15 protein-coding genes are annotated in these 18,115 nt (G+C 59.6%); 8 read left to right on the top strand and 7 right to left on the bottom strand.

Features of this window, described 5'->3' with window-relative positions; genetic code table 11:
- Window positions 1-153: 153 nt before the first annotated feature.
- The 4 genes from NRB16_RS09250 (at window position 154) to NRB16_RS09235 (ending at window position 5,745) form a co-directional block, all read left to right on the top strand.
- On the top strand, window positions 154-1,464 hold the full coding sequence (locus NRB16_RS09250) for a hypothetical protein (RefSeq protein ID WP_257106013.1): 1,311 nt from the start codon (window positions 154-156) through the stop codon (window positions 1,462-1,464).
- A gap of 9 nt (window positions 1,465-1,473) precedes the next feature.
- The gene (locus tag NRB16_RS09245; protein ID WP_253140944.1) at window positions 1,474-2,784 is read left to right on the top strand and encodes a hypothetical protein; all 1,311 of its coding nucleotides are present in this window, start codon (window positions 1,474-1,476) and stop codon (window positions 2,782-2,784) included.
- Window positions 2,785-2,971: 187 nt separating this feature from the next.
- The gene (locus tag NRB16_RS09240; RefSeq protein WP_257106012.1) at window positions 2,972-4,846 is read left to right on the top strand and encodes an acyltransferase family protein; all 1,875 of its coding nucleotides are present in this window, start codon (window positions 2,972-2,974) and stop codon (window positions 4,844-4,846) included.
- 116 nt (window positions 4,847-4,962) lie between these two features.
- Complete coding sequence (locus tag NRB16_RS09235; protein WP_253140946.1) at window positions 4,963-5,745, top strand: ABC transporter substrate-binding protein; 783 nt, start codon at window positions 4,963-4,965, stop codon at window positions 5,743-5,745.
- A 1-nt stretch (window position 5,746) separates the two neighbouring features.
- Here the strand turns inward: NRB16_RS09235 and NRB16_RS09230 are convergent, their stop codons facing one another.
- Together NRB16_RS09230 and NRB16_RS09225 are read right to left on the bottom strand one after the other, a co-directional pair.
- Entirely contained in the window at window positions 5,747-7,021 is a 1,275-nt protein-coding gene (locus NRB16_RS09230) for a glucarate dehydratase family protein (protein WP_253140947.1), read from the bottom strand.
- Window positions 7,022-7,098: 77 nt separating this feature from the next.
- The gene (locus NRB16_RS09225; protein WP_257106011.1) at window positions 7,099-8,442 is read right to left on the bottom strand and encodes an MFS transporter; all 1,344 of its coding nucleotides are present in this window, start codon (window positions 8,440-8,442) and stop codon (window positions 7,099-7,101) included.
- A gap of 105 nt (window positions 8,443-8,547) precedes the next feature.
- Here NRB16_RS09225 and NRB16_RS09220 point away from each other — a divergent pair, with 105 nt between their 5' ends.
- From NRB16_RS09220 to NRB16_RS09205, 4 genes are all read left to right on the top strand, one after another.
- On the top strand, window positions 8,548-9,453 hold the full coding sequence (locus NRB16_RS09220) for a LysR substrate-binding domain-containing protein (RefSeq protein WP_257106010.1): 906 nt from the start codon (window positions 8,548-8,550) through the stop codon (window positions 9,451-9,453).
- A gap of 342 nt (window positions 9,454-9,795) precedes the next feature.
- Complete coding sequence (locus NRB16_RS09215; RefSeq protein ID WP_257106009.1) at window positions 9,796-10,614, top strand: alpha/beta fold hydrolase; 819 nt, start codon at window positions 9,796-9,798, stop codon at window positions 10,612-10,614.
- A gap of 107 nt (window positions 10,615-10,721) precedes the next feature.
- Window positions 10,722-11,120: a DUF6508 domain-containing protein gene (locus NRB16_RS09210; protein WP_052483375.1), complete on the top strand. Its 399-nt coding sequence runs from the start codon at window positions 10,722-10,724 to the stop codon at window positions 11,118-11,120.
- Between the two features lie 79 nt (window positions 11,121-11,199).
- Complete coding sequence (locus NRB16_RS09205) at window positions 11,200-11,787, top strand: SMI1/KNR4 family protein (protein ID WP_257106008.1); 588 nt, start codon at window positions 11,200-11,202, stop codon at window positions 11,785-11,787.
- A gap of 108 nt (window positions 11,788-11,895) precedes the next feature.
- On the opposite strand, the gene NRB16_RS09200 is transcribed toward NRB16_RS09205, so the two are convergent.
- From NRB16_RS09200 to NRB16_RS09180, 5 genes are all read right to left on the bottom strand, one after another.
- Window positions 11,896-13,134, bottom strand: coding sequence for an OprD family porin (locus tag NRB16_RS09200; RefSeq protein WP_084710217.1), 1,239 nt, complete (start codon window positions 13,132-13,134; stop codon window positions 11,896-11,898).
- A 208-nt stretch (window positions 13,135-13,342) separates the two neighbouring features.
- Entirely contained in the window at window positions 13,343-14,272 is a 930-nt protein-coding gene (locus NRB16_RS09195) for a dihydrodipicolinate synthase family protein (protein WP_045485448.1), read from the bottom strand.
- 125 nt (window positions 14,273-14,397) lie between these two features.
- The gene (locus NRB16_RS09190; protein ID WP_045485446.1) at window positions 14,398-15,807 is read right to left on the bottom strand and encodes an MFS transporter; all 1,410 of its coding nucleotides are present in this window, start codon (window positions 15,805-15,807) and stop codon (window positions 14,398-14,400) included.
- 109 nt (window positions 15,808-15,916) lie between these two features.
- Window positions 15,917-16,765: an IclR family transcriptional regulator gene (locus NRB16_RS09185; protein ID WP_257106006.1), complete on the bottom strand. Its 849-nt coding sequence runs from the start codon at window positions 16,763-16,765 to the stop codon at window positions 15,917-15,919.
- A 411-nt stretch (window positions 16,766-17,176) separates the two neighbouring features.
- Window positions 17,177-18,109, bottom strand: a complete 933-nt coding sequence (locus NRB16_RS09180) for a LysR family transcriptional regulator (RefSeq protein WP_257106005.1) — start codon at window positions 18,107-18,109, stop codon at window positions 17,177-17,179.
- Between the last annotated feature and the right edge of the window lie 6 nt (window positions 18,110-18,115).

Raw genomic sequence — 18,115 nt, 5'->3', positions numbered from 1 at the left:
CAATCTGCGGCTGTTATACAAACCTTGTCACGCCGTTGGAGCGTTCGCTCCAGACACCCCCGACTCTTCTGATACCTGATCACTGCATTGACCCGTCCCGCACGGTCGATGGGCGGTAGCGTGGCTGCCTGCCTCTGCTCACAAGGCGCCTTCATGAATCTTAATCCTGTACACCTCGGCCCTGTCGCTGGCGGGTCGCTGCTGGCCTTCGATAAGTCCGCGCTTATCACCTGGGTCGCGATCAGCCTGCTGGTGGTCGAGACCTTTTCCGGCGCGCTGCGCTATTACCTGGACCTGGCCGGGCTCAGTCCGCTGCTGTACCTGCCCAAGGCCGCCTGTGTGCTGCTGTTTGCGCTGCAGCTGCTGAGTTTTCGTGGCGGGCGGCTGTTCTGGCTGTGCCTGTTGGGCTGGCTGCTCTCGGCGCTGCTGGCCATGCTGCACGGCGCCAGTGTGCAGAACCTGGCGTTCAGCTTGTTCGCTGTCAGCCCGCTGCTGTTCGCGGCAGTGTGCAGCCCGCAATTGCTGCGCCACCAAAAGCTGCTCGGCTGGAGCATTGGCCTGTGCCTGCTGGGCAGCCTGATCGGGCTGCTGCTGGACAAATACGCTCAGGTGCCGTGGAAAGGCTACAACTACAACCTGGGCGAAACCGAGTTGAGCGGCAATACCTCATGGAGCGCCGACGATCAGGACCGGGTCGCCGGTTTTGCCCGGGTGTCGAACATCCTCTCCACCCTGATCGCCCTGTACAGCCTGTACATGATGCTGTTGTTGCGCTCCTTGCCACTCAGGCTGGTGCTCGGCGCGGTGGCGTTCGGCGCCATTGTGCTGACCACCAGCAAGGCACCGGCCGGCGCCTTTGCCCTGACGTTGGGTTTGCTAATGATCCAGCGCCTGACCTGGACCTGCCGGATTCTCTGTGTACTGATCGTCGCCATCGGCCTGTTGTTGCCGTTGATGGGCCTGCTGTATGACTTCGATGCACACACGGTAAGCCGTGGCGGCAGTTCCCTGGCCTCGCTTTACGACCGCCTGAACAACACCTGGCCACGGCTGTTCGACGCCATGCAACTGAACGGCTGGGGCTATACCGGCGCAGGCTTCGGCATGGTCGGCAGCACCATGGCGCTGTTTCCGGTGCCGGGCGCAGAAATCCTGCTGGGCATGGATAACAGCGCGCTGTACCTATGGGCCATGCTCGGCGTGGCCGGGCTGCTGCTCTATAGCTTGCAGGTCGGGCTGCTGTTCAGCCTGCTCAACGATGCCAGCCCGCTGGCGCGCATGCTGATGTCGATCGCAGTGTGCTGGTGCCTGATCAGCTGGACCACCGACATGTTTGAAATCGCTGCAGCCAATCTGTTTCTGGGGCTGGTCATCGGCTACGTGATCAATCCACGGCCTGGCAGCGATTCCCTGCCTCATTCGCCACCAGCGCTCACCCCCCTGCCCTTCAGGGCACTGCAATGAGGCCCCGTCATGCTGCATGCTCTATCTCGCACCAGGCTGCTGGTGCTCGCTGGCTGGCTGAGCGGGCTGGCGACCGCCCATGCCGAGCCAGCCAGCGAACCGCCGCCGTTCATCCTCGGTATCTCGACCCACCTGATGAATGTCGAGCGGCCCGTCGAAGCGCCGCTGAAGCTGGCGGCCGAAGCCGGCTTCAGTGCGGTCAAGGACGATGTGTTCTGGTCCACTGCCGAGCCCAAGCGCAATGAGTTGCGGATCATCCCGCAGTGGCGTCGCTATCTGGAGCAAGCCAACAGCCTGCAACTCGAACGCCTGGCGATTCTCGGCTATAGCACCCACTTTCACGACAACGCCAAGCCGCGTACACCTGAAGTTACCGGGCCGTTCCTCAACTATGTCGATTACGTCAGCCGGCAACTGGGCAACCGGGTCAGCTATTACGAAATCTGGAACGAGTGGGACCTGCAGGGGCCGCGCGACCGCCAATTGGCTCAGGACTACGCGGCACTGGTCCGCAAGACTGTGCCGGTGCTGCGCGCCAATACCCAGGCCGCCCCCGGCAACAAGGCACTGATTCTCGCAGGGGCAGTGACCCCCGAAGGCATGGACCACGGCTTTGCCGATCAACTGATCGACAGCGATACCCTGGCGCTGGTCGACGGTTTGTCGATCCACCCCTATGTGCATTGCGCAGGCAACAACGGCAGAACTCCCGAAGCCTGGGGGCGCTGGGTCAGCGACTACGAAGAAAATATCCGCAACAAGGCCGGGCGGGCGATCCCGATCTACCTCACGGAAGTCGGCTGGCCCAGCCACAAAGGCGCCTGCGGGGTCAGTGAAATGACCCAGGCGCTGTACATGGCACGCATCTGGTTTCTGGCGCGCAGCATTCCCAACGTCAAGGGCATGTGGTGGTACGACCTGTACAACGATGGCCCCGACCGCTTCGACCAGGAACACAACTTCGGCATCCTCAACGAAGACCTGTCGCCCAAACCGGCCTGGACCATGATGCGGGCCATTGCCCCGGTGGTCAGGGACTTCGCCTATAACGCCGAGGCCAGTGTAGTGTCCGGGCCGACCTACCAGTTGTACTTCAGCAACGGCCAGCAGCGCCTGCTGGTGGCCTGGACCGTCGGCAAGCCGCTTGAGCTTGGCCTGATCAGCCACGCGCCTGTGCAAGGGCCGGTGCGCCTGCTAGACACCCGCCGGGCCGCCAATGGCGAGGTCGCCAGCGAGCAGTCATGGCAATGCGCAGGCGAGCACTGCACCGCATCGGTACGCCTGGACGACTTTCCCAAGATCATCCGCCTGACCCCCTGACTCTTAATACCAATACTGTTCGGATAAGCGCCGCATACCCGGTGGGAGTTGGCTTGCCGACGAAGACGGCGGCACATTCGCAGCATATGTAGTGTTTTTACTGGTCTCTTCGCGACCAAGATCGCTCCCACCGGGGGCATCCAGTACCTGATTGAACAGTATTGCCCTTAATACCGGTTGCTCTCCCATGACCTTCAGAAAAGACATCAACGGCCTGCGTGCCATCGCCGTGTTTGGCGTGCTGCTGTACCACTTTCATTCGGCCTGGCTGCCCGGCGGTTATGCCGGGGTCGACGTATTTTTCGTCATCTCCGGCTACCTGATCACCGGCATCGTCCTGCGTGGTCTGGGTAACCAGAGCTTCAGCCTGGTGCAGTTCTATCGCTCGCGGGCGCAACGGATCATCCCGGCACTGGCGGTGTTGTGCCTGGTGTTGCTGGGTGGCGGCTGGTTCTACCTGTTGCCTCTGGATTACGCCGCGCTGGGCAAACACGTGGCCGCCAGCCTGGGCTTCGTCTCCAACATTGTCTACTGGCGCGAAGCCGGTTACTTCACCGCCGATGCCCATGAGAAATGGCTGCTGCACACCTGGTCGCTGTCAGTGGAATGGCAGTTCTACCTGCTCTACCCCGTGGTCCTGCTGCTGCTCAAGCGGCTGGTAGGGCTCAATGCGCTGCGCGGCTGGATTGTCGCCGGTTGCCTGGCAAGCTTTGCCTTATGCCTGGCAGCCTCGCGGTACTGGCCGGAACCGGCGTTCTATCTGCTGCCGACCCGCGCCTGGGAACTGCTGCTCGGCGCGGTGGCCTGTGTGTTTCCGGTCAAACTCAAGCCAGCCCAACAGCGTTGGCTTGAGGGTCTGGGCCTGGGCCTGATCCTGTTCAGTTTTGCCTTCATCAAGGTTCAGCAGACGTGGTCCGGTTACCTGGTGCTGCTGCCGGTACTGGGAACCTGGGCGATGATCGCCGCTGCGAGGCAAGACTCGCCGGTGACCGGCAACCCGCTGGCACAGTGGCTCGGCAGCCTCTCTTACTCGCTGTACCTGTGGCACTGGCCGGTGGTGGTGGTGATGAACTACGCCGGCTGGCTGGGCGATACGCGCAACGTCATGCTGGGAATGAGTGCCGCCCTGCTGCTGGGCATGGCCTCTTACCGGCTGATGGAAAAGCCCGGCGGCAACAGCCGCCCGGCACCCGCCAGGAAGCTCACCGCCCTGTCGACCCTGATCACCCTGGTGTTTGTGGGTGGGGTGACGGTCAGTCTATCCGAAGGGGTGGTATTACAAGCGCGCAGCATCAGTACGTCTGATAAAGCCCGTTTTATCCAGCGTTACGTCGATAAGCAAAATAACCTCTATGAACCTTACTGGCTCAAGTGCGATGCCTTCTCGGCATTCACCCAACGCGGTCAAACACAGATCGACGCAAGCTGCACCCGCCGCCAGGGTGAGGGTGGCGTGCTGCTGTGGGGCGACTCCCATGCCCAAGCCTTGTCGTTGGGCCTGCGTACCCTGCTGCCAGCGGGTACGCCGTTCTATCAGGTCACCTCGGCCAGTTGCCCTGCGCGCTTTACCGCCATAGACCGGCGTGGCGCCAGCGGCCGGGCCTGCGATTACGCCACGCGGCTGGCCTGGGACAGCGTCGAGCAGCTACGCCCGGACGTCGTGGTCATGGCCCAGAAAGACAATCACGACCAGACCGCCTGGAATGCCCTGGCGGCACGCTTGAGGGATTACGGCGTCAAGCACATCGTACTGGTAGGCCCGGTGCCACAGTGGAGCCCGTCGTTGCCCAGCGTGATCGCCAACCGCCACTGGGAACAGCGCGAGCCTTACATCAACGACCCGGCCCTGAACCGGCATTTGATGGCCGTGGACCAGGCCACCCGGCACCTCATCGACCCGACCAGCATCCGCTTCGTTTCGTTGATCGAGCAGTTGTGTAACCGGCAAGGCTGCCTGGCACGCCTGGGCGGTAATGACGAGCTGCTGCAGATCGATGACGGCCACCTGAGCGCCGAGGGCTCGCTGTATGTGGTACGCCATTACGTGCTCCCACAGCTGTGACCGTTGATCCCTTAAGAGAATGGATAATTTGCGCACTTTCATGACGTGGATAACATGCCTGCCATGCTCAGCCCCTATCATGGGCCACCCGCAGACACCTAGAAAGGAATTCAGGCATGGGCTTGCGAACACTGATCATGGCCTGCGCGCTGGCCTGCCTGCCAAACCTCGGCATGGCCCAGAGCTGGCTGGCCGGCGGCTCGGAGTGGCGACCGTTCAGCTACAGCGACGAGCAGCAGAACCTGCAAGGCATTGCGGTGGACATCACCCGGAAAATCCTCGAAAAGGCCGCCATCCAGACGCGCTTCGTGTCTTACCCGGTCAATCGCCTGCAGGCTATGCTCGATAAAGAGCAACTCGACCTTAGCTATGCCGAATCGAAAAACTGGCAAACGCCTGAAGTAGCCGAGCGCTATGTGTTTTCCGTGCCGTACCTGAAGGTGCGCGAATACCTGTATTTCGCCAAGGATCACCCGGCCCGGGACAAGCCGGTCGACACCTTGCAGAACCTGACCATCGGCATGGTCCGGGGCTACAACTATCCACGTCTGAACCCGGCGTTCGAGGCCGGACGCTTGATGAAGCTGGAAACCTCTCAGGACCTTGCGCTGCTGGAACTGTTACAGGCACGACGGGTGGATGCCGTGGCGATGGTCGATGACCTGTACAACTATCTGATCGTCACCCACCAGATCGACCCGGCGCAATTTAGCCGCGGCGGCCAGCTCAGCGAAGCGCCGCTGGCCATGATGCTCAACAAAAAACACGCAGCCCTGCTGCCCGCCATCAACCAGGCCATCCTCAGCCTGCAAGACAGCGGCGAGGTAGCGCGTATTCATGACGCCTACCTGCCAGCGCGCACCGCGCTGGCCTGTCATGCACCGGACCCCGCTTGCTGATTCAGAAGCGTGGTTTGAGCGCCGTCCAGTCCGGGCGGTATTTCTGCATCTGGGTCACGTCATTGCGCGAGCGAATGCCGCAACTGTGGTACAGGTCGTTGAGCTTGCCCAGCTGGTCGTAGTCCAGCTCCACCCCCAGCCCCGGCGCATCGCTGAGCGCCACACAGCCGCCCACGATCGGCAGCTTGCCGCCCTTGATCACCTCTTCATCGGGCTCCTGCCATGGGTAATGGGTGTCGCAGGCATAAGCCAGGTTCGGCACCGCCGCCGCCACATGGGTCATGGCCATCAGGCTGATGCCCAGGTGCGAGTTGGAATGCATCGACACCCCGAGCCCGAAGGTGTCGCACATCCGCGCCAGGGTCTGCGTATCGCGCAACCCGCCCCAATAGTGATGGTCGGCCAGAACAATCTGCACACTGTTAAGCGCCACGCTGCGGCGGAACTCGTCGAAGTCGGTGACCACCATGTTGGTTGCCAGCGGCAGGCCGGTGCGCTTGTGCACCTCGGCCATGCCCTCCAGGCCCGGGCACGGATCCTCAAAGTATTCCAGAGCGTCGCCCAGCCGTTCGGCCATGCGCAGCGAGGTGTTCACTGACCAGTTGCCATTCGGGTCGATGCGCAGCGGCGCTTCAGGAAACGCCTGGCGCAGCGCCTCGATGCACGCCACTTCATGCTCCGGCCCAAGGATCGTACCGGCCTTGAGCTTGATGCTCTTGAAGCCGTTCTCCTCGATCATGGTCCGCGCCTGGGCAACGATCTGCTCCGGGCTGATGCCCTCGCCCCAGCGGTCGGGCTTGTAAGGCGAACCGATGTGTTCGGCATACTTGAAGAACAGATAAGCGCTGAACGGCACCTCGCGACGCACTGCCCCGCCGAGCAAGTTGACCAGCGGCATGCCCAGCGAACGGGCCTGCAGGTCGAGAAACGCCACCTCGAAAGCCGAATAGGCATTGGCCACCTGCTTGCTCGGGTGCGACCCCGGTGCCAGCTCGGCCCCGCCGCTCACCGGCTGCAAGCCCGCCACGGTCTTGACCACCCGCGTGCGCAGGCCATTGAGGTCGAAAGGGTCCAGGCCCACCAGGCTGCCTTGCATGGCCTGCAACACCGCCAGCACCGGCGCATCGCCATAACTCTCACCCAGGCCGATCAGGCCGCTGTCACTCTCGACCTCGATGATCGAGCGCAGGGCATAGGGTTCATGAATGCCGCTGGCGTTGAGTAACGGCGCATCACGGAAGGCAATCGGGGTGACACGAACCTGTTTGATTTTCATAAGGAGGTGGCTCCGTTAGCAGGGCGAAATCGTCCGCCTCGGGCAGCGCACTGCCCGAGCGGGAGAAGGTCGGAAAGTCAGGCCGCGCTGGCCGATGGAGCTGGCTTGGCGCCCTTGCCCTGACCTTTGAGGGTGCGGGTCATAAACACCAGAATGCCGGCGATCAGCGATACCGAGGCCAGGCCAATCAGCCCGCCCTCAATAGAACCGGTGCTCTGTTCCAGGTAGCCAAAGGTGGCCGGGGCGACGAAGCCGCCGAGGCTGCCCACCGAGTTGATCAGCGCGATCACCCCGGCGGCGATCCGCGCATCCAGATAACTCTGGGGGATCGGCCAGAACAGCGACGATGCCGCCTTGAAACCAATGGCCGCAAAACAGATCGCCACGAAGGAGAACACCGGCCCGCCGGTGGTCGACATGAACAGCCCCACCGCCGCAATGATGAAGGCCGCCGAAGCCCAGGCCTGTTGCCACTTGAAGCGTGCCGCCAGGCTGGCAAAGGCGTACATCGCGACCACCGAGATGATCCACGGAATCGAGTTGAACAGCCCGACCTGAAAGTCGCCCAGCCCGCCCATCGAGCGGATGATGCTCGGCAGCCAGAAAGTGCAGCCGTAGATGGTCAGCGAGATGGAGAAGTACAGAAAGCAGAACAGCAGGATCTGCGGGTCGCGCAGCAGGCGCAGCGACGACTGATGCACCTCGACGCCACCGCTGGCCAGTTCACGCTGGCGCTGCTCTTCGTCGATGCAGGCGGTCAGCGCCTGGCACTCGGCAGGGCTCAGCCACTTGGCGTCCTTGGGCAGCGAGTCCAGCCAGAACCAGACAAAACCGCACAGCAGCACCGAGAACATGCCCTCGATGAAGAACATCCACTGCCAGCCGTGCACGCCCAGCCCTTCGATGTTCAACAGCGCACCCGACAAAGGCCCGGAGATGATCGAGGCCGCCGCCGAGCCACTGAGAAAAATCGCCATGGCCTTGCCGCGCTCACCGGCTGGCAGCCATTTGGTGAAGTAATACACCACACCAGGGAAAAACCCGGCTTCGGCCACACCGAGCAAAAAGCGCAGGATATAGAACCAGGTTTCATTGGGCACGAAGGCCATCGCCGTGGCGACCACGCCCCAGGTGAACATGATCCGCGTCAGCCAGATCTTCGCGCCGTAGCGTTGCAGCAGAATATTCGACGGTACTTCGAACAGCGCATAACCGATGAAAAACAGCCCGGCGCCCAGCCCGTAGGCCGCCGCACCGATGCCCAGATCGGTTTCCAGATGGCTGCGCACGAAGCCGATATTGACCCGGTCGATGTAGTTGACGATGAACATCACCACGAACAGCGGCAGGACGTGGCGCTTGACCTTGGCGACCGCGCGGGCGACCAGTTCGGGGTCTGCTTGAGCAGGGACAGAATGCATGGGACGGCTCCGATGGTTATTTTTGTGGAGGTGCGTCGATCATGTGCTCTGCTATTGTTCCCGTCTAATCCAGTCTGACACTTGATTGATACCCGGAAGATATCAATGTTCGAACTCGCCCAACTGCGTTGCTTCGCCACCGTGGCCACGGAACTCAACTTTCGTCGCGCTGCCGAACGGCTGAACATGACCCAGCCGCCCCTGAGCCGGCAGATCCAGTTGCTGGAACACAATCTGGGGGTCGAGTTATTCACCCGCAGCACCCGCAGCGTTGCATTGACCGCCGCCGGGCGTGCGTTCTTCATTGAGGCCCAGCACTTGCTGGAGCGTGCCGAACAGGCGGCGCTGGCGGCGCGGCGCATAGCCCGCGGCGACATCGGCTCGGTGAGCATCAGCTTCGTCGGCAGTGCGGTGTATGAGTTTCTGCCACGGGTCATCGCCGAAGCCCGGCTCAGCCAGCCCCAAGTGAAGATCGCCCTCAGCGAAATGAACACCGCCCAACAGCACGAAGCCCTGCGCGCCCGCCGCATCGACCTAGGCATCGTCCGCGCACCCTTGCTACAGCCGGGTTATGAAAGAGAATGCCTGGTGCGCGAGCCCTTCGTCCTCGCGGTACCGGCCAGCCACCCGCTGGCCAGTAGCGAACGGGTCGCAGTACAAGACCTGGCCGGGGTGCCGTTTCTGATGTACTCGCACTCGGCCTACCCACCATTCAACGAACTGCTCACCGGTATGTTCCGCTCCGCCGGCGTAGCCCCTGAATATGTGCAGTGGCTGGGCTCGTCACTGACCATCCTGGCGCTGGTCAACGCCGCCATGGGCCTGGCCCTGGTGCCACGCTGCGCCACCAACGTGGTGTTTCGCGATGTGGTGTTCCGCGACATCAACCTGGGTGAAGGCATCCAGAGCGAACTGCACCTGGTGTGGCGCAGCGACAACGACAACCCGGCATGCAGCATGCTGCTCGAAGCCATTCGCGCGGCGGTGCATCAGGGGACAAGCACCTCGTAAATCCTGTAGGAGCGACCTTGGTCTGGGCGGCATTCCGACGAAAGGGCCAGTAAGCCCGGCGCATTTGTTGTGAATGTCCTGCCGCCTTCGCGACCAAGGTCGCTCCCACAAAGGCATGCAGCGCTTATCCGAACAGTCTTGCGGCTAAAGCCGGTTTTACGGAGGTCCGTGTTTGCTGCGCGACAGCGCGGCGCCGAGGCAGCGGGCGGTCTCCTACGGCGACAATGCCTACACCGCAAGCAGCACATCCGTGCAAGCCATCCGCCGCGCCATCAACCATAGTGAATTACCGCAGCCCGGCTGCGGTCACTACTTCTCAACCGCCTATCAGTGGAGATTGTCATGAGTACATTCGTTACCCGCGATGGAACCGAGATCTATTACAAGGATTGGGGTACAGGCAAACCGGTACTGTTCAGCCACGGCTGGCCACTGGATGCAGACATGTGGGAGTACCAGATGCACTACCTGAGCAGCCGCGGCTATCGCACCATCGCCTTCGACCGGCGCGGTTTCGGCCGCTCCGCCCAGCCGTGGGAAGGTTACGACTACGACACCTTCGCCGATGACATCAATGACCTGATCGAACACCTGGACCTCAAGGAAATCACCCTGGTGGGCTTCTCGATGGGCGGCGGCGATGTGTCACGCTACATCGGCAAGTACGGCACTTCCCGTGTGGCGCGCCTGGCGTTGCTCGGCGCGGTGACACCGATCTTCGGCAAGACCGACGACCACCCGGAGGGTGTGGACAAGTCAGTATTCGACGGCATCAAGGATGGCCTGCTCAACGACCGCGCGCAGTTTATCTCCGACTTCGCCACACCGTTCTTTGGCCTGGATAACGGCCAGAAAGTCTCCGACGGCGTGCTGACCCAGACCCTGAACATCGCCCTGCTGGCCTCGCTCAAAGGCACGGTGGATTGCGTGACTGCTTTTTCGGCAACCGACTTTCGCCCGGACCTGGCCAAGGTCGATGTACCGACCCTGGTGATCCATGGCGACGCCGACAGCATCGTACCGTTCGAGGTGACCGGCAAACGTGCCGCCGAACAGATCGCCGGCGCCGAACTGAAAGTCTACAAAGGCGCCCCCCACGGCTTCGCCGTGACCCATGCACAGCAACTCAATGAAGACCTGCTGGCCTTCGTCGGTGGCTAAGACACCTTGAAAACAGCCGGGAACCTGATCCACGCTCGCCACTCCAAGCAGCAGCAAACAGCTGTCGAGCGCCTGGACAGGTCCCCCGCCCCTTCATGGATGTCTATATGCCTGCGCAACTGGATCCACAACCTGCCGACCTGGATGAGTTGCTGGGTTTTCAGCCGCTTCTGTACCCCGGCGGCCGCCCTATCGAAGCCATTGTCTCGTATCACGACGGGCGCTGGCCGGTGTATGCCGACGTCGTCAACGCATTCTTCAGCGCAGCTGGCAAAGACTGCTGGACAGACTTCAACTACGGCATCGCCGAATCAGGTGCCATGCTTGGCGACCCGCAACGGGTCGCCAACGCCACGCTGGACGAGCTGAAAAGCATGCTGACCTGGTGCGTACGCGGCGAGCGCTTTTGCGACGGCCACCACGGATCGGTCATCGAAAGGGGCTACATTCTGAACCTGCTGCAACGTCTGAAGGTTTTGCGCCAGCATCTTGCAGCCGCGCAATAAGTGAGTGCCCTGCGGAACCGGCAAGGCCCAAGGCCGGTCGCAGTACCTCCTCTGAATTCATTTGCACACAGGCCCAGCCATGTCCATCGTCGATACCTACCTCACCGGCCTGTACCAGGCCCTGCCTGCGCAAGATCTTGAACAGCTCAAACACAGCCACGGCGCCTCAGAAGCCGATCTGAGCAGACTCCTGGCACGTTATCCACAGGCACCCGCCAGCCTGCTGGAACTGCTGGGCCGCCTCGACGGCACGCATTTTCGCAAGTACCCCAATGGCGAAGTCCTTGTACTGGTATTGGGCTCGGACGTCTTCGAGTACCCCTACTACCTCAGCTCCGTGGAGCAGATCCTTGAAGAGGCCGGGCAATACAACGACAGCATTGCCGACGTGTACGGCGACTACGTCGACGAAGACCCGGAACTGCTCGATCCTGCCATCGACGGTCAGTTGGCCATGGGCGAACGTCTGTGCTTTTCGCAGTGCATGAACAACGGCGGGACGTCGCGGCTATACATCGACTTCAACCCGGCAGCAGGCGGCAGCGTGGGTCAGGTGGTGCGCTACCTGCACGACCCGGATAGCTACAAGGTGATTGCCGCCAGTTTTGATGACTATCTCAAGCAACTGATTGACCAGAACTACGAATTCATCTTTGAGGATGAGTGACAGGGGTCGGTTTAAAGCCTTCATGGGTGGCCGCTGTCGGCAACTCTGACGGTGTGGATAAGCCATGAAAAGAGCCTTATCCACAAGGCAGTCATCGAAGCCCGGACCCTACAGCAGTTTCAACGGATAACTCAGAATGATCCGGTTTTCGTCGTAATCCGATGAATTGAAGTCCCTGCGAACACTTGCGTTGCGCCAGCGCAGGCTGACGTTTTTCATCACGCCGCTCTGCACGACGTAACCCAGTTCGGTTTCACGTACCCATTCGGAGCCGTTGTCCACGCCTCTGAGCTTTACATGATCGCCTTGGACATAGCGGGTCATCAGGGTCAGCCCCGGTATTGCATAACCGGTAAAGTCCAGGTCGTAACGCAATTGCCAGGATCTTTCCCGTGGGTTGTCAAACGCATGGTTGAACGTGTTGTTGGCCAGGTAGATGCCGCCGGTGCCCGCAATCCGCATCCAGCCGCTATCACCACTGACCTGCTGCAGACCGACACTCACCGTGTGCTGGCGGACGTTCAGCCCGACCAGGGCAGAAGCGGTGCGGTTGTCCAGCCGACCGGCTTTGGCACTGCCGTCATCCTGGCCGCGAAAGTAGCCCAGGTTGGCGTTCAGGTTGATGCCTTCAGAGAGCGCGAAGCGTTGATTCAGACCGATATATTGCTGTTGATAAATATCTTTCAGTTCACCCGCCCACAGACGCAGCGTTGTGTTCTTTGATGGGGTGCGATAGTCACCACCGAGGTATTTGAACGAGTCGCTGGATGCTCCCGCGTAAGCCAGATCCTCCATCGAGGAGTCATTACGCAGGCTGGTTTTGGTGAACTCACCGGCATACAACGTCCAGTTATTGATGTCCTGCGACGAGAGTTGCGCCCCCTTGAAGGTTTGCGGCAGCGCTCTGAAGTCGTCAGCGGTAACCAAAGGCAGGTTCGGCATCCATTCACCGACTTTAAGTTCGGTGGCCGAGATTTTAGCCTTGACCGCTACGCCCAATCGGCCAAAGCTGCCAGCCGGATCACCATCGGCATCCCTGGGTAATAACAGCGCGCCGTAACGACCGGCACCTCCGTCGAGCTTGATCGCATATTTACCCAATACATCGACGCCGAACCCGACAGTGCCAGGGGTGAAGCCCGAACGCAGATCCAGAATAAAGCTCTGGGTCCACTCTCGGGCTTCCTGAGGGCGCGCGGCGGCCGAGGTGAAATCACGCTCAAAGTAGAAGTTTCTAAAATTAAGAGTGGCGCGACTGTCTTCAATAAGACCTTGCGCCAGCGTGTGAGATTGAAACAGCAAGACCGCAAGTGCCACGCTGATGGCCTGGCAACGACGAATGTTCATGATCATGATATCCCCTGTTGTTGTTATTTAAGGGAGTGGGCAACCGCTGAACGCCAGAAGGGCAAATATCACTTCGTCTCTCTGGGAGAACGGAGCTATTGATAAAGTCGCGAGTGAAACTTGGAATTATGGGCAGGGCCTCGTATCAACAAGGCCCCGTCCAGATGGCACGACGTCACGCAATGCCTGCACAGCATTGCGTCAGCGCTTAAACCAGGCCAGCAGAACGCAGAGCAGCCGCGATTTCCTGATCGGCGCCCTCAGCCAGGGGCAGCAGCGGCGAGCGTACGGTCGCATGGTCCAGAATGCCGCGCGTCACCAGGCCATGTTTGAGGGCCACAGTACCTTCCATGTGCGAACCGCGATGGTAGACATTGCGGGTAACAGGAAGCAGCTTGTCGTGGATGGCACGGGCTGCCGGGTAGTCCCTGCGTTTGCCTGCGGCAATCAGTTCGATCAACGGCTCAGGGGTCAGGCCACCGTAACCGACCAGCGCACCGTCTACATCGAACATGGTGTGCAGCAAGTATTCGTCATGGCAGGTCAGAATTTGCAGGTCTGGCACTTCTTTGCGGATTACCGGGATTTCGGTATCCCAGCGACGCATGTTGCGCACGCCGTTCTTCATGGCGAATACGCCTGGCTGACGGGCGATATCCAGTTGGGTTTCCAGGTCGTAAGTGGCCTTGGTGACATCCGGGTACTGGAACAGAATCAGTGGCAGGCCGCTGTGCTCATAAATGGCCCGGTAACGGTCTTGGGCAGCACCTTTTTGATAACCGAAGCGCAACCAGCCGTGGGAAGGATAAACCAGGCCTGCGGCAGCGCCGTTATCCACCGCACGCTTGGCCTCTTCGGCCGCCACCTGAGTGCCCTCGCCAGTGATGCCGGCGATAATTGGCAAGCGACCTTCAACCGACTCGCTGAATGCGCGGATCACCTGAGCCTGTTCAGCCTGAGTCAAGAAAGTGCCCTCACCGGCATGGCCCAACACAACCAGACCTTTGACGCCTTCGAAACTGCCCAGCCAGCTACCCAGCTTTTGAATGGCGGCAAAATCAAGTTTGCCATCACGAGTAAAGGGTGTAATAGGGGCAGGAACAAGGCCTTTAAGGTCGATGGTATTTTTAGTGCTCATTTTTATTTCCTCTTTATTTACCAATAGTCCACAGCTACGCGTGCAGGGGCGCAAGAAACACATCAATGCATTTCTTGAATTTTCGTTGTTTATTACAAGACAGCGTTTAACGATCACTTACAGCGTCAAGGTGATAGTTCCTCAAGAACTCGTCCCTTGGTTTCAATTGCAAACAGTGCCGTAATACACCCGGTTATCAACAGTACAATGGCGAACGTGCCAAATACGTAATGCACACCGGCTCCGGATATCGCGACGCCCACGACCAAGGGGCCCATGGCCGACCCCAGGCGCAGCCAGGCACTGCCAATGCCTGTTCCCAGTGCTCTCAAACGCGTTGGAAAGAGTTCAGCCGAGTACAGATAAAGCGAGAACGTTACGGTCTGCAACATGGCATAACCCAGGCCGGCCATCATCAGAATCTGCAAGGGCGTAGTAGCGCCGGTGGCGGCCAGCAGCCCCAGAGGTATGGCAGCGCAGAACAATGCTCCGATGTACCAGCGGCGCCGCCCGACCTTATCGATCAATAGCGCGCAGATGACAGCCGCCACCACCCCGGCAGCCGAAGTCATGAAACCGTAGGCAAGACTGGTTTCAAGCGGCAGATGGAAATGCTGACGATACAGCGTCGGCAACCAGGTAATCAGGCCGTTGGCAACCATGTAGGAACCGAACCACATGGCCCAAATCACCAGCGAACGCTTGAAGTACATGCCCTTGAACAGCTCACGCCAGCCTTGGGCCGCATTTGGCCGCGCAGCCATGGGCATTTCGACGACCGGAGCCAGGGTTTTGCCAGACTTGATAACGCTCTGCTCCAACCGGCTCACGATGCGATCGGCCTCTTCAACACGGCCCTTGGATGCCAGCCAACGTGGCGATTCAAAGAGGAAGAAGCGCAGCGGGATCAACAGCGCAGCAGGTACAAGACCGACAGCGAACATGACTTTCCAGCCATACACCGGTACCAGGAAGTAACCGATAATGCCGGCGCCGACCAGACCAAGCAGGAACATCACCTCATAGAGCAGAAAGAAACGTCCTCGTTTCTTGGAGCCGATCAGCTCATTGACGTAGGCACTCGCCACCGGTACCTCTCCTCCCGTGCCTATGCCCTGTATGAATCTGAACGCCATCATTGCCACCGCACCGGAAGCAAACAGGCAGGCAACGTCCATGGCAACGAATAGCAAGATGGTGAAGGTCAGGACTTTCATCCGGCCAATACGCTCAGCCAGCCAGCCAAAGAACAACGCCCCGAATAACTGCCCCAAATAGCCGGCCGACAGAATCAAGCCAATCTGACCCGGTGTCAGGCTCCACTCTTTGGCCAATACCGGCATGGCATAGGCAATAGCAATGACGGTGTAACCATCGAAAAACGTGGCCGCGCCGATCACATTGCGTGCCCAGAACACTTGGCGGGTAACCGGTAACCGTTCAAGCCGGGCACTAATGCCTGCCTGCCCTTCTATCACGTGCGTCTTACTGTCCACCTCGGCGTGAGGCGATGAAGCGACTTGCTGTATCAACATGATCCTTCCTCTTATTATTTTTACTTTCAGAGGGCGAGCGCCTACACACCGTGAAAAACACAGAGCACTCACACGTTGTTTTGATGAGCGCGAGAAGCGCTCTATTTATCTACCCGTAGGTACTGGCACCCACACTGCCATTGGCTTCAAGTGCTTTACCTATGGACTTCGCCGCGCGTTGGGTTAACGCCAGCGCACGGAGTTCAAGTTCTTCAGCCGTGCAACGAACCGTCGGCGCCGCAATACTGATTGCGCCGACGGGATAACCGTCCACGTCCAGAACCGGAACAGCGAGTATTCGCAATCCCTCAGTAAACAAGGAGTTGGTCAGGATGAACCCGCGTTCACGGATCTGGCTCAGTTGTTCATGCAGTGGAACGTCCGAGGCATGTGGCTTCATGATGAAAGGGGCCAGTTGCGGTATGGCCAGGATACGGTTGACTTCAACTTCGGGAAGAAAGGCCAGGATCGATTGGCCTATTGCAGTTTGAGCAGCAGGCACAGTGGTGCCTGTTCGAATGTCGACACCCAACCGCGTGACGCCGGCCCTGACCCGCTCCAGATAAAGCACGTCAGCCGACTGTAAAACAGCAAAACTGGCCGCCTCCCCCACTTCACCGACCAGCGTACGCAGGATAGGCCTGACAATACTGCGCAGGTCAGTGCGTGCAATGGCGTGAAAACCCAGATCAAGGATCTTCAGCGTCAACGCGAAACGTCTGCTTTCAGGGATGCGTGACACGTAACCCAGATCAACCAGCGTATTGAGCATCCGAAACGTGGTGCCAGGGTCCAGATCAGCCGCAGCGGCAATCTGGCTTAACGTCAGCTCTTCATTCTCGGCAGAAAATGCCTCAAGCACACGAAACCCTTTGGCCAGGGATTGCACGGTACTACGGGCTTTCTTGTCGTCCAGCTCTTGTGTGGACCCTGCTTCTTTTGCGGCTTTGGAACTCATGTTCGCACCTTTTTTTGTTTTTTCGGATTGCGAAATTTATTTCTTTCAATTAGATTAGCACTCTAAGACACCCTCGCCTATTTAGATTTAAAAATAGATATCGAGTTTTTTATTCCTTTCTGGAATTAAAACGTCTCTGCGGGCATCGCCGCGTCGATATGAATAGCTTACTAATGTCTTATATTTCAAACCGTTAGCTAGCTAAGTACGCCCTTCTCAGATGTCGCTTGGCGTAAGCGCAATACCTGAATTTTTTCTGCTGCCCCCTCCAGATCCAACTGATTGATCAGAACCACGAGTTCATTTGTAAGGATGAGAGTGAACTCACTTGTGGAAAACTCGACTCTTCGGGTTATCCACAGTTAAAACCAATACCGTTCGGATAAGCGCCGCATACCTGGGGTAGCTTGCTCAGCAAGGCAAGGGTTCAGCGAGTTTTTCCGCCAGAAAGTCGATCAATACCCGGCATTTGGGCGGCAGGTAACGGTTTGGAGGATAGAGAATCCAGGCCCTTCCATGATAAGTCGTCTCATACCGCCATTCGGGCAAGACCTCGACCAGGCGATGGCTCGACAGACTCTCGGCCGCCGTGAATATCGGCAGGCAACCAATACCGAGATTGGCGCGAACGGCGCCCAGTCGTACCTCGCTATGGTTGCTGGAGAACCTGCCTTTGACGCCGACAGTGACTTTTTCACCCGTTTCCAGATGCCTGAGTTGCCACCGACTATCACTGGGCGTTTCTCCCAGATAGATGCAGCTATGAGAAGCCAGGTCTGCCGGATGGGCAGGCGTTCCGGCCTGCGCCAGATAGTGCTCGCTTGCACAAAGTACGTGCTGCACATCGCACAGCGGGCGGGCGGCAAGGCCCAAGGGTGGCATGTCGGTGATCCGCACCAGTAGGTCGAAGTCGTCGAGCAAGTGGCCGGGTTGATCGGTCAGCATCAATTGCACGTCCACTTTGGGATAACGCTGCAGGAACTCAGGAATCAGCGGGCTGATGAGGATCTTGCCGAAGGCTTTCGGTGCACTGATCTTCACCTGGCCCTGTGGACTGCTGACAAAGCGCTCCGCCACATCCTGTGCACAACGGGCGGCTTTGGCCATTTCCAGGCAGTGGGCAAAAATCTCGGTACCGGCTTCGGAAAGCCGTAGCTTGCGCGTGGTTCGTTCCAGCAGCTTGACCCGCAGCGCCTGCTCCAGTGCCGTGATTTGTCGGCTTACCGCAGAAGGTGTAAGCCCCAGCGATCCGGCCGCTGCAGAAAAGCTGCCCAGCTCCACGACCCTCGCGAATACCAGCATGTGCGGCATCAGCCGAAGAGGAGATTCGTTCTCGTAGCGCAAAACTGT

Origin of the sequence: Pseudomonas sp. LJDD11 (assembly GCF_024584215.1) — a bacterium.
Taxonomy (GTDB): domain Bacteria; phylum Pseudomonadota; class Gammaproteobacteria; order Pseudomonadales; family Pseudomonadaceae; genus Aquipseudomonas.
This window is presented reverse-complemented; position numbering and strand designations above follow the sequence as displayed.

Coding starts and splice junctions, on each gene's coding strand:
- NRB16_RS09250 (WP_257106013.1), top strand. CDS start 154: ATGAATCTTAATCCTGTACACCTCGGCCCTGTCGCTGGCGGGTCGCTG.
- NRB16_RS09245 (WP_253140944.1), top strand. CDS start 1,474: ATGCTGCATGCTCTATCTCGCACCAGGCTGCTGGTGCTCGCTGGCTGG.
- NRB16_RS09240 (WP_257106012.1), top strand. CDS start 2,972: ATGACCTTCAGAAAAGACATCAACGGCCTGCGTGCCATCGCCGTGTTT.
- NRB16_RS09235 (WP_253140946.1), top strand. CDS start 4,963: ATGGGCTTGCGAACACTGATCATGGCCTGCGCGCTGGCCTGCCTGCCA.
- NRB16_RS09230 (WP_253140947.1), bottom strand. CDS start 7,021: ATGAAAATCAAACAGGTTCGTGTCACCCCGATTGCCTTCCGTGATGCG.
- NRB16_RS09225 (WP_257106011.1), bottom strand. CDS start 8,442: ATGCATTCTGTCCCTGCTCAAGCAGACCCCGAACTGGTCGCCCGCGCG.
- NRB16_RS09220 (WP_257106010.1), top strand. CDS start 8,548: ATGTTCGAACTCGCCCAACTGCGTTGCTTCGCCACCGTGGCCACGGAA.
- NRB16_RS09215 (WP_257106009.1), top strand. CDS start 9,796: ATGAGTACATTCGTTACCCGCGATGGAACCGAGATCTATTACAAGGAT.
- NRB16_RS09210 (WP_052483375.1), top strand. CDS start 10,722: ATGCCTGCGCAACTGGATCCACAACCTGCCGACCTGGATGAGTTGCTG.
- NRB16_RS09205 (WP_257106008.1), top strand. CDS start 11,200: ATGTCCATCGTCGATACCTACCTCACCGGCCTGTACCAGGCCCTGCCT.
- NRB16_RS09200 (WP_084710217.1), bottom strand. CDS start 13,134: ATGAACATTCGTCGTTGCCAGGCCATCAGCGTGGCACTTGCGGTCTTG.
- NRB16_RS09195 (WP_045485448.1), bottom strand. CDS start 14,272: ATGAGCACTAAAAATACCATCGACCTTAAAGGCCTTGTTCCTGCCCCT.
- NRB16_RS09190 (WP_045485446.1), bottom strand. CDS start 15,807: ATGTTGATACAGCAAGTCGCTTCATCGCCTCACGCCGAGGTGGACAGT.
- NRB16_RS09185 (WP_257106006.1), bottom strand. CDS start 16,765: ATGAGTTCCAAAGCCGCAAAAGAAGCAGGGTCCACACAAGAGCTGGAC.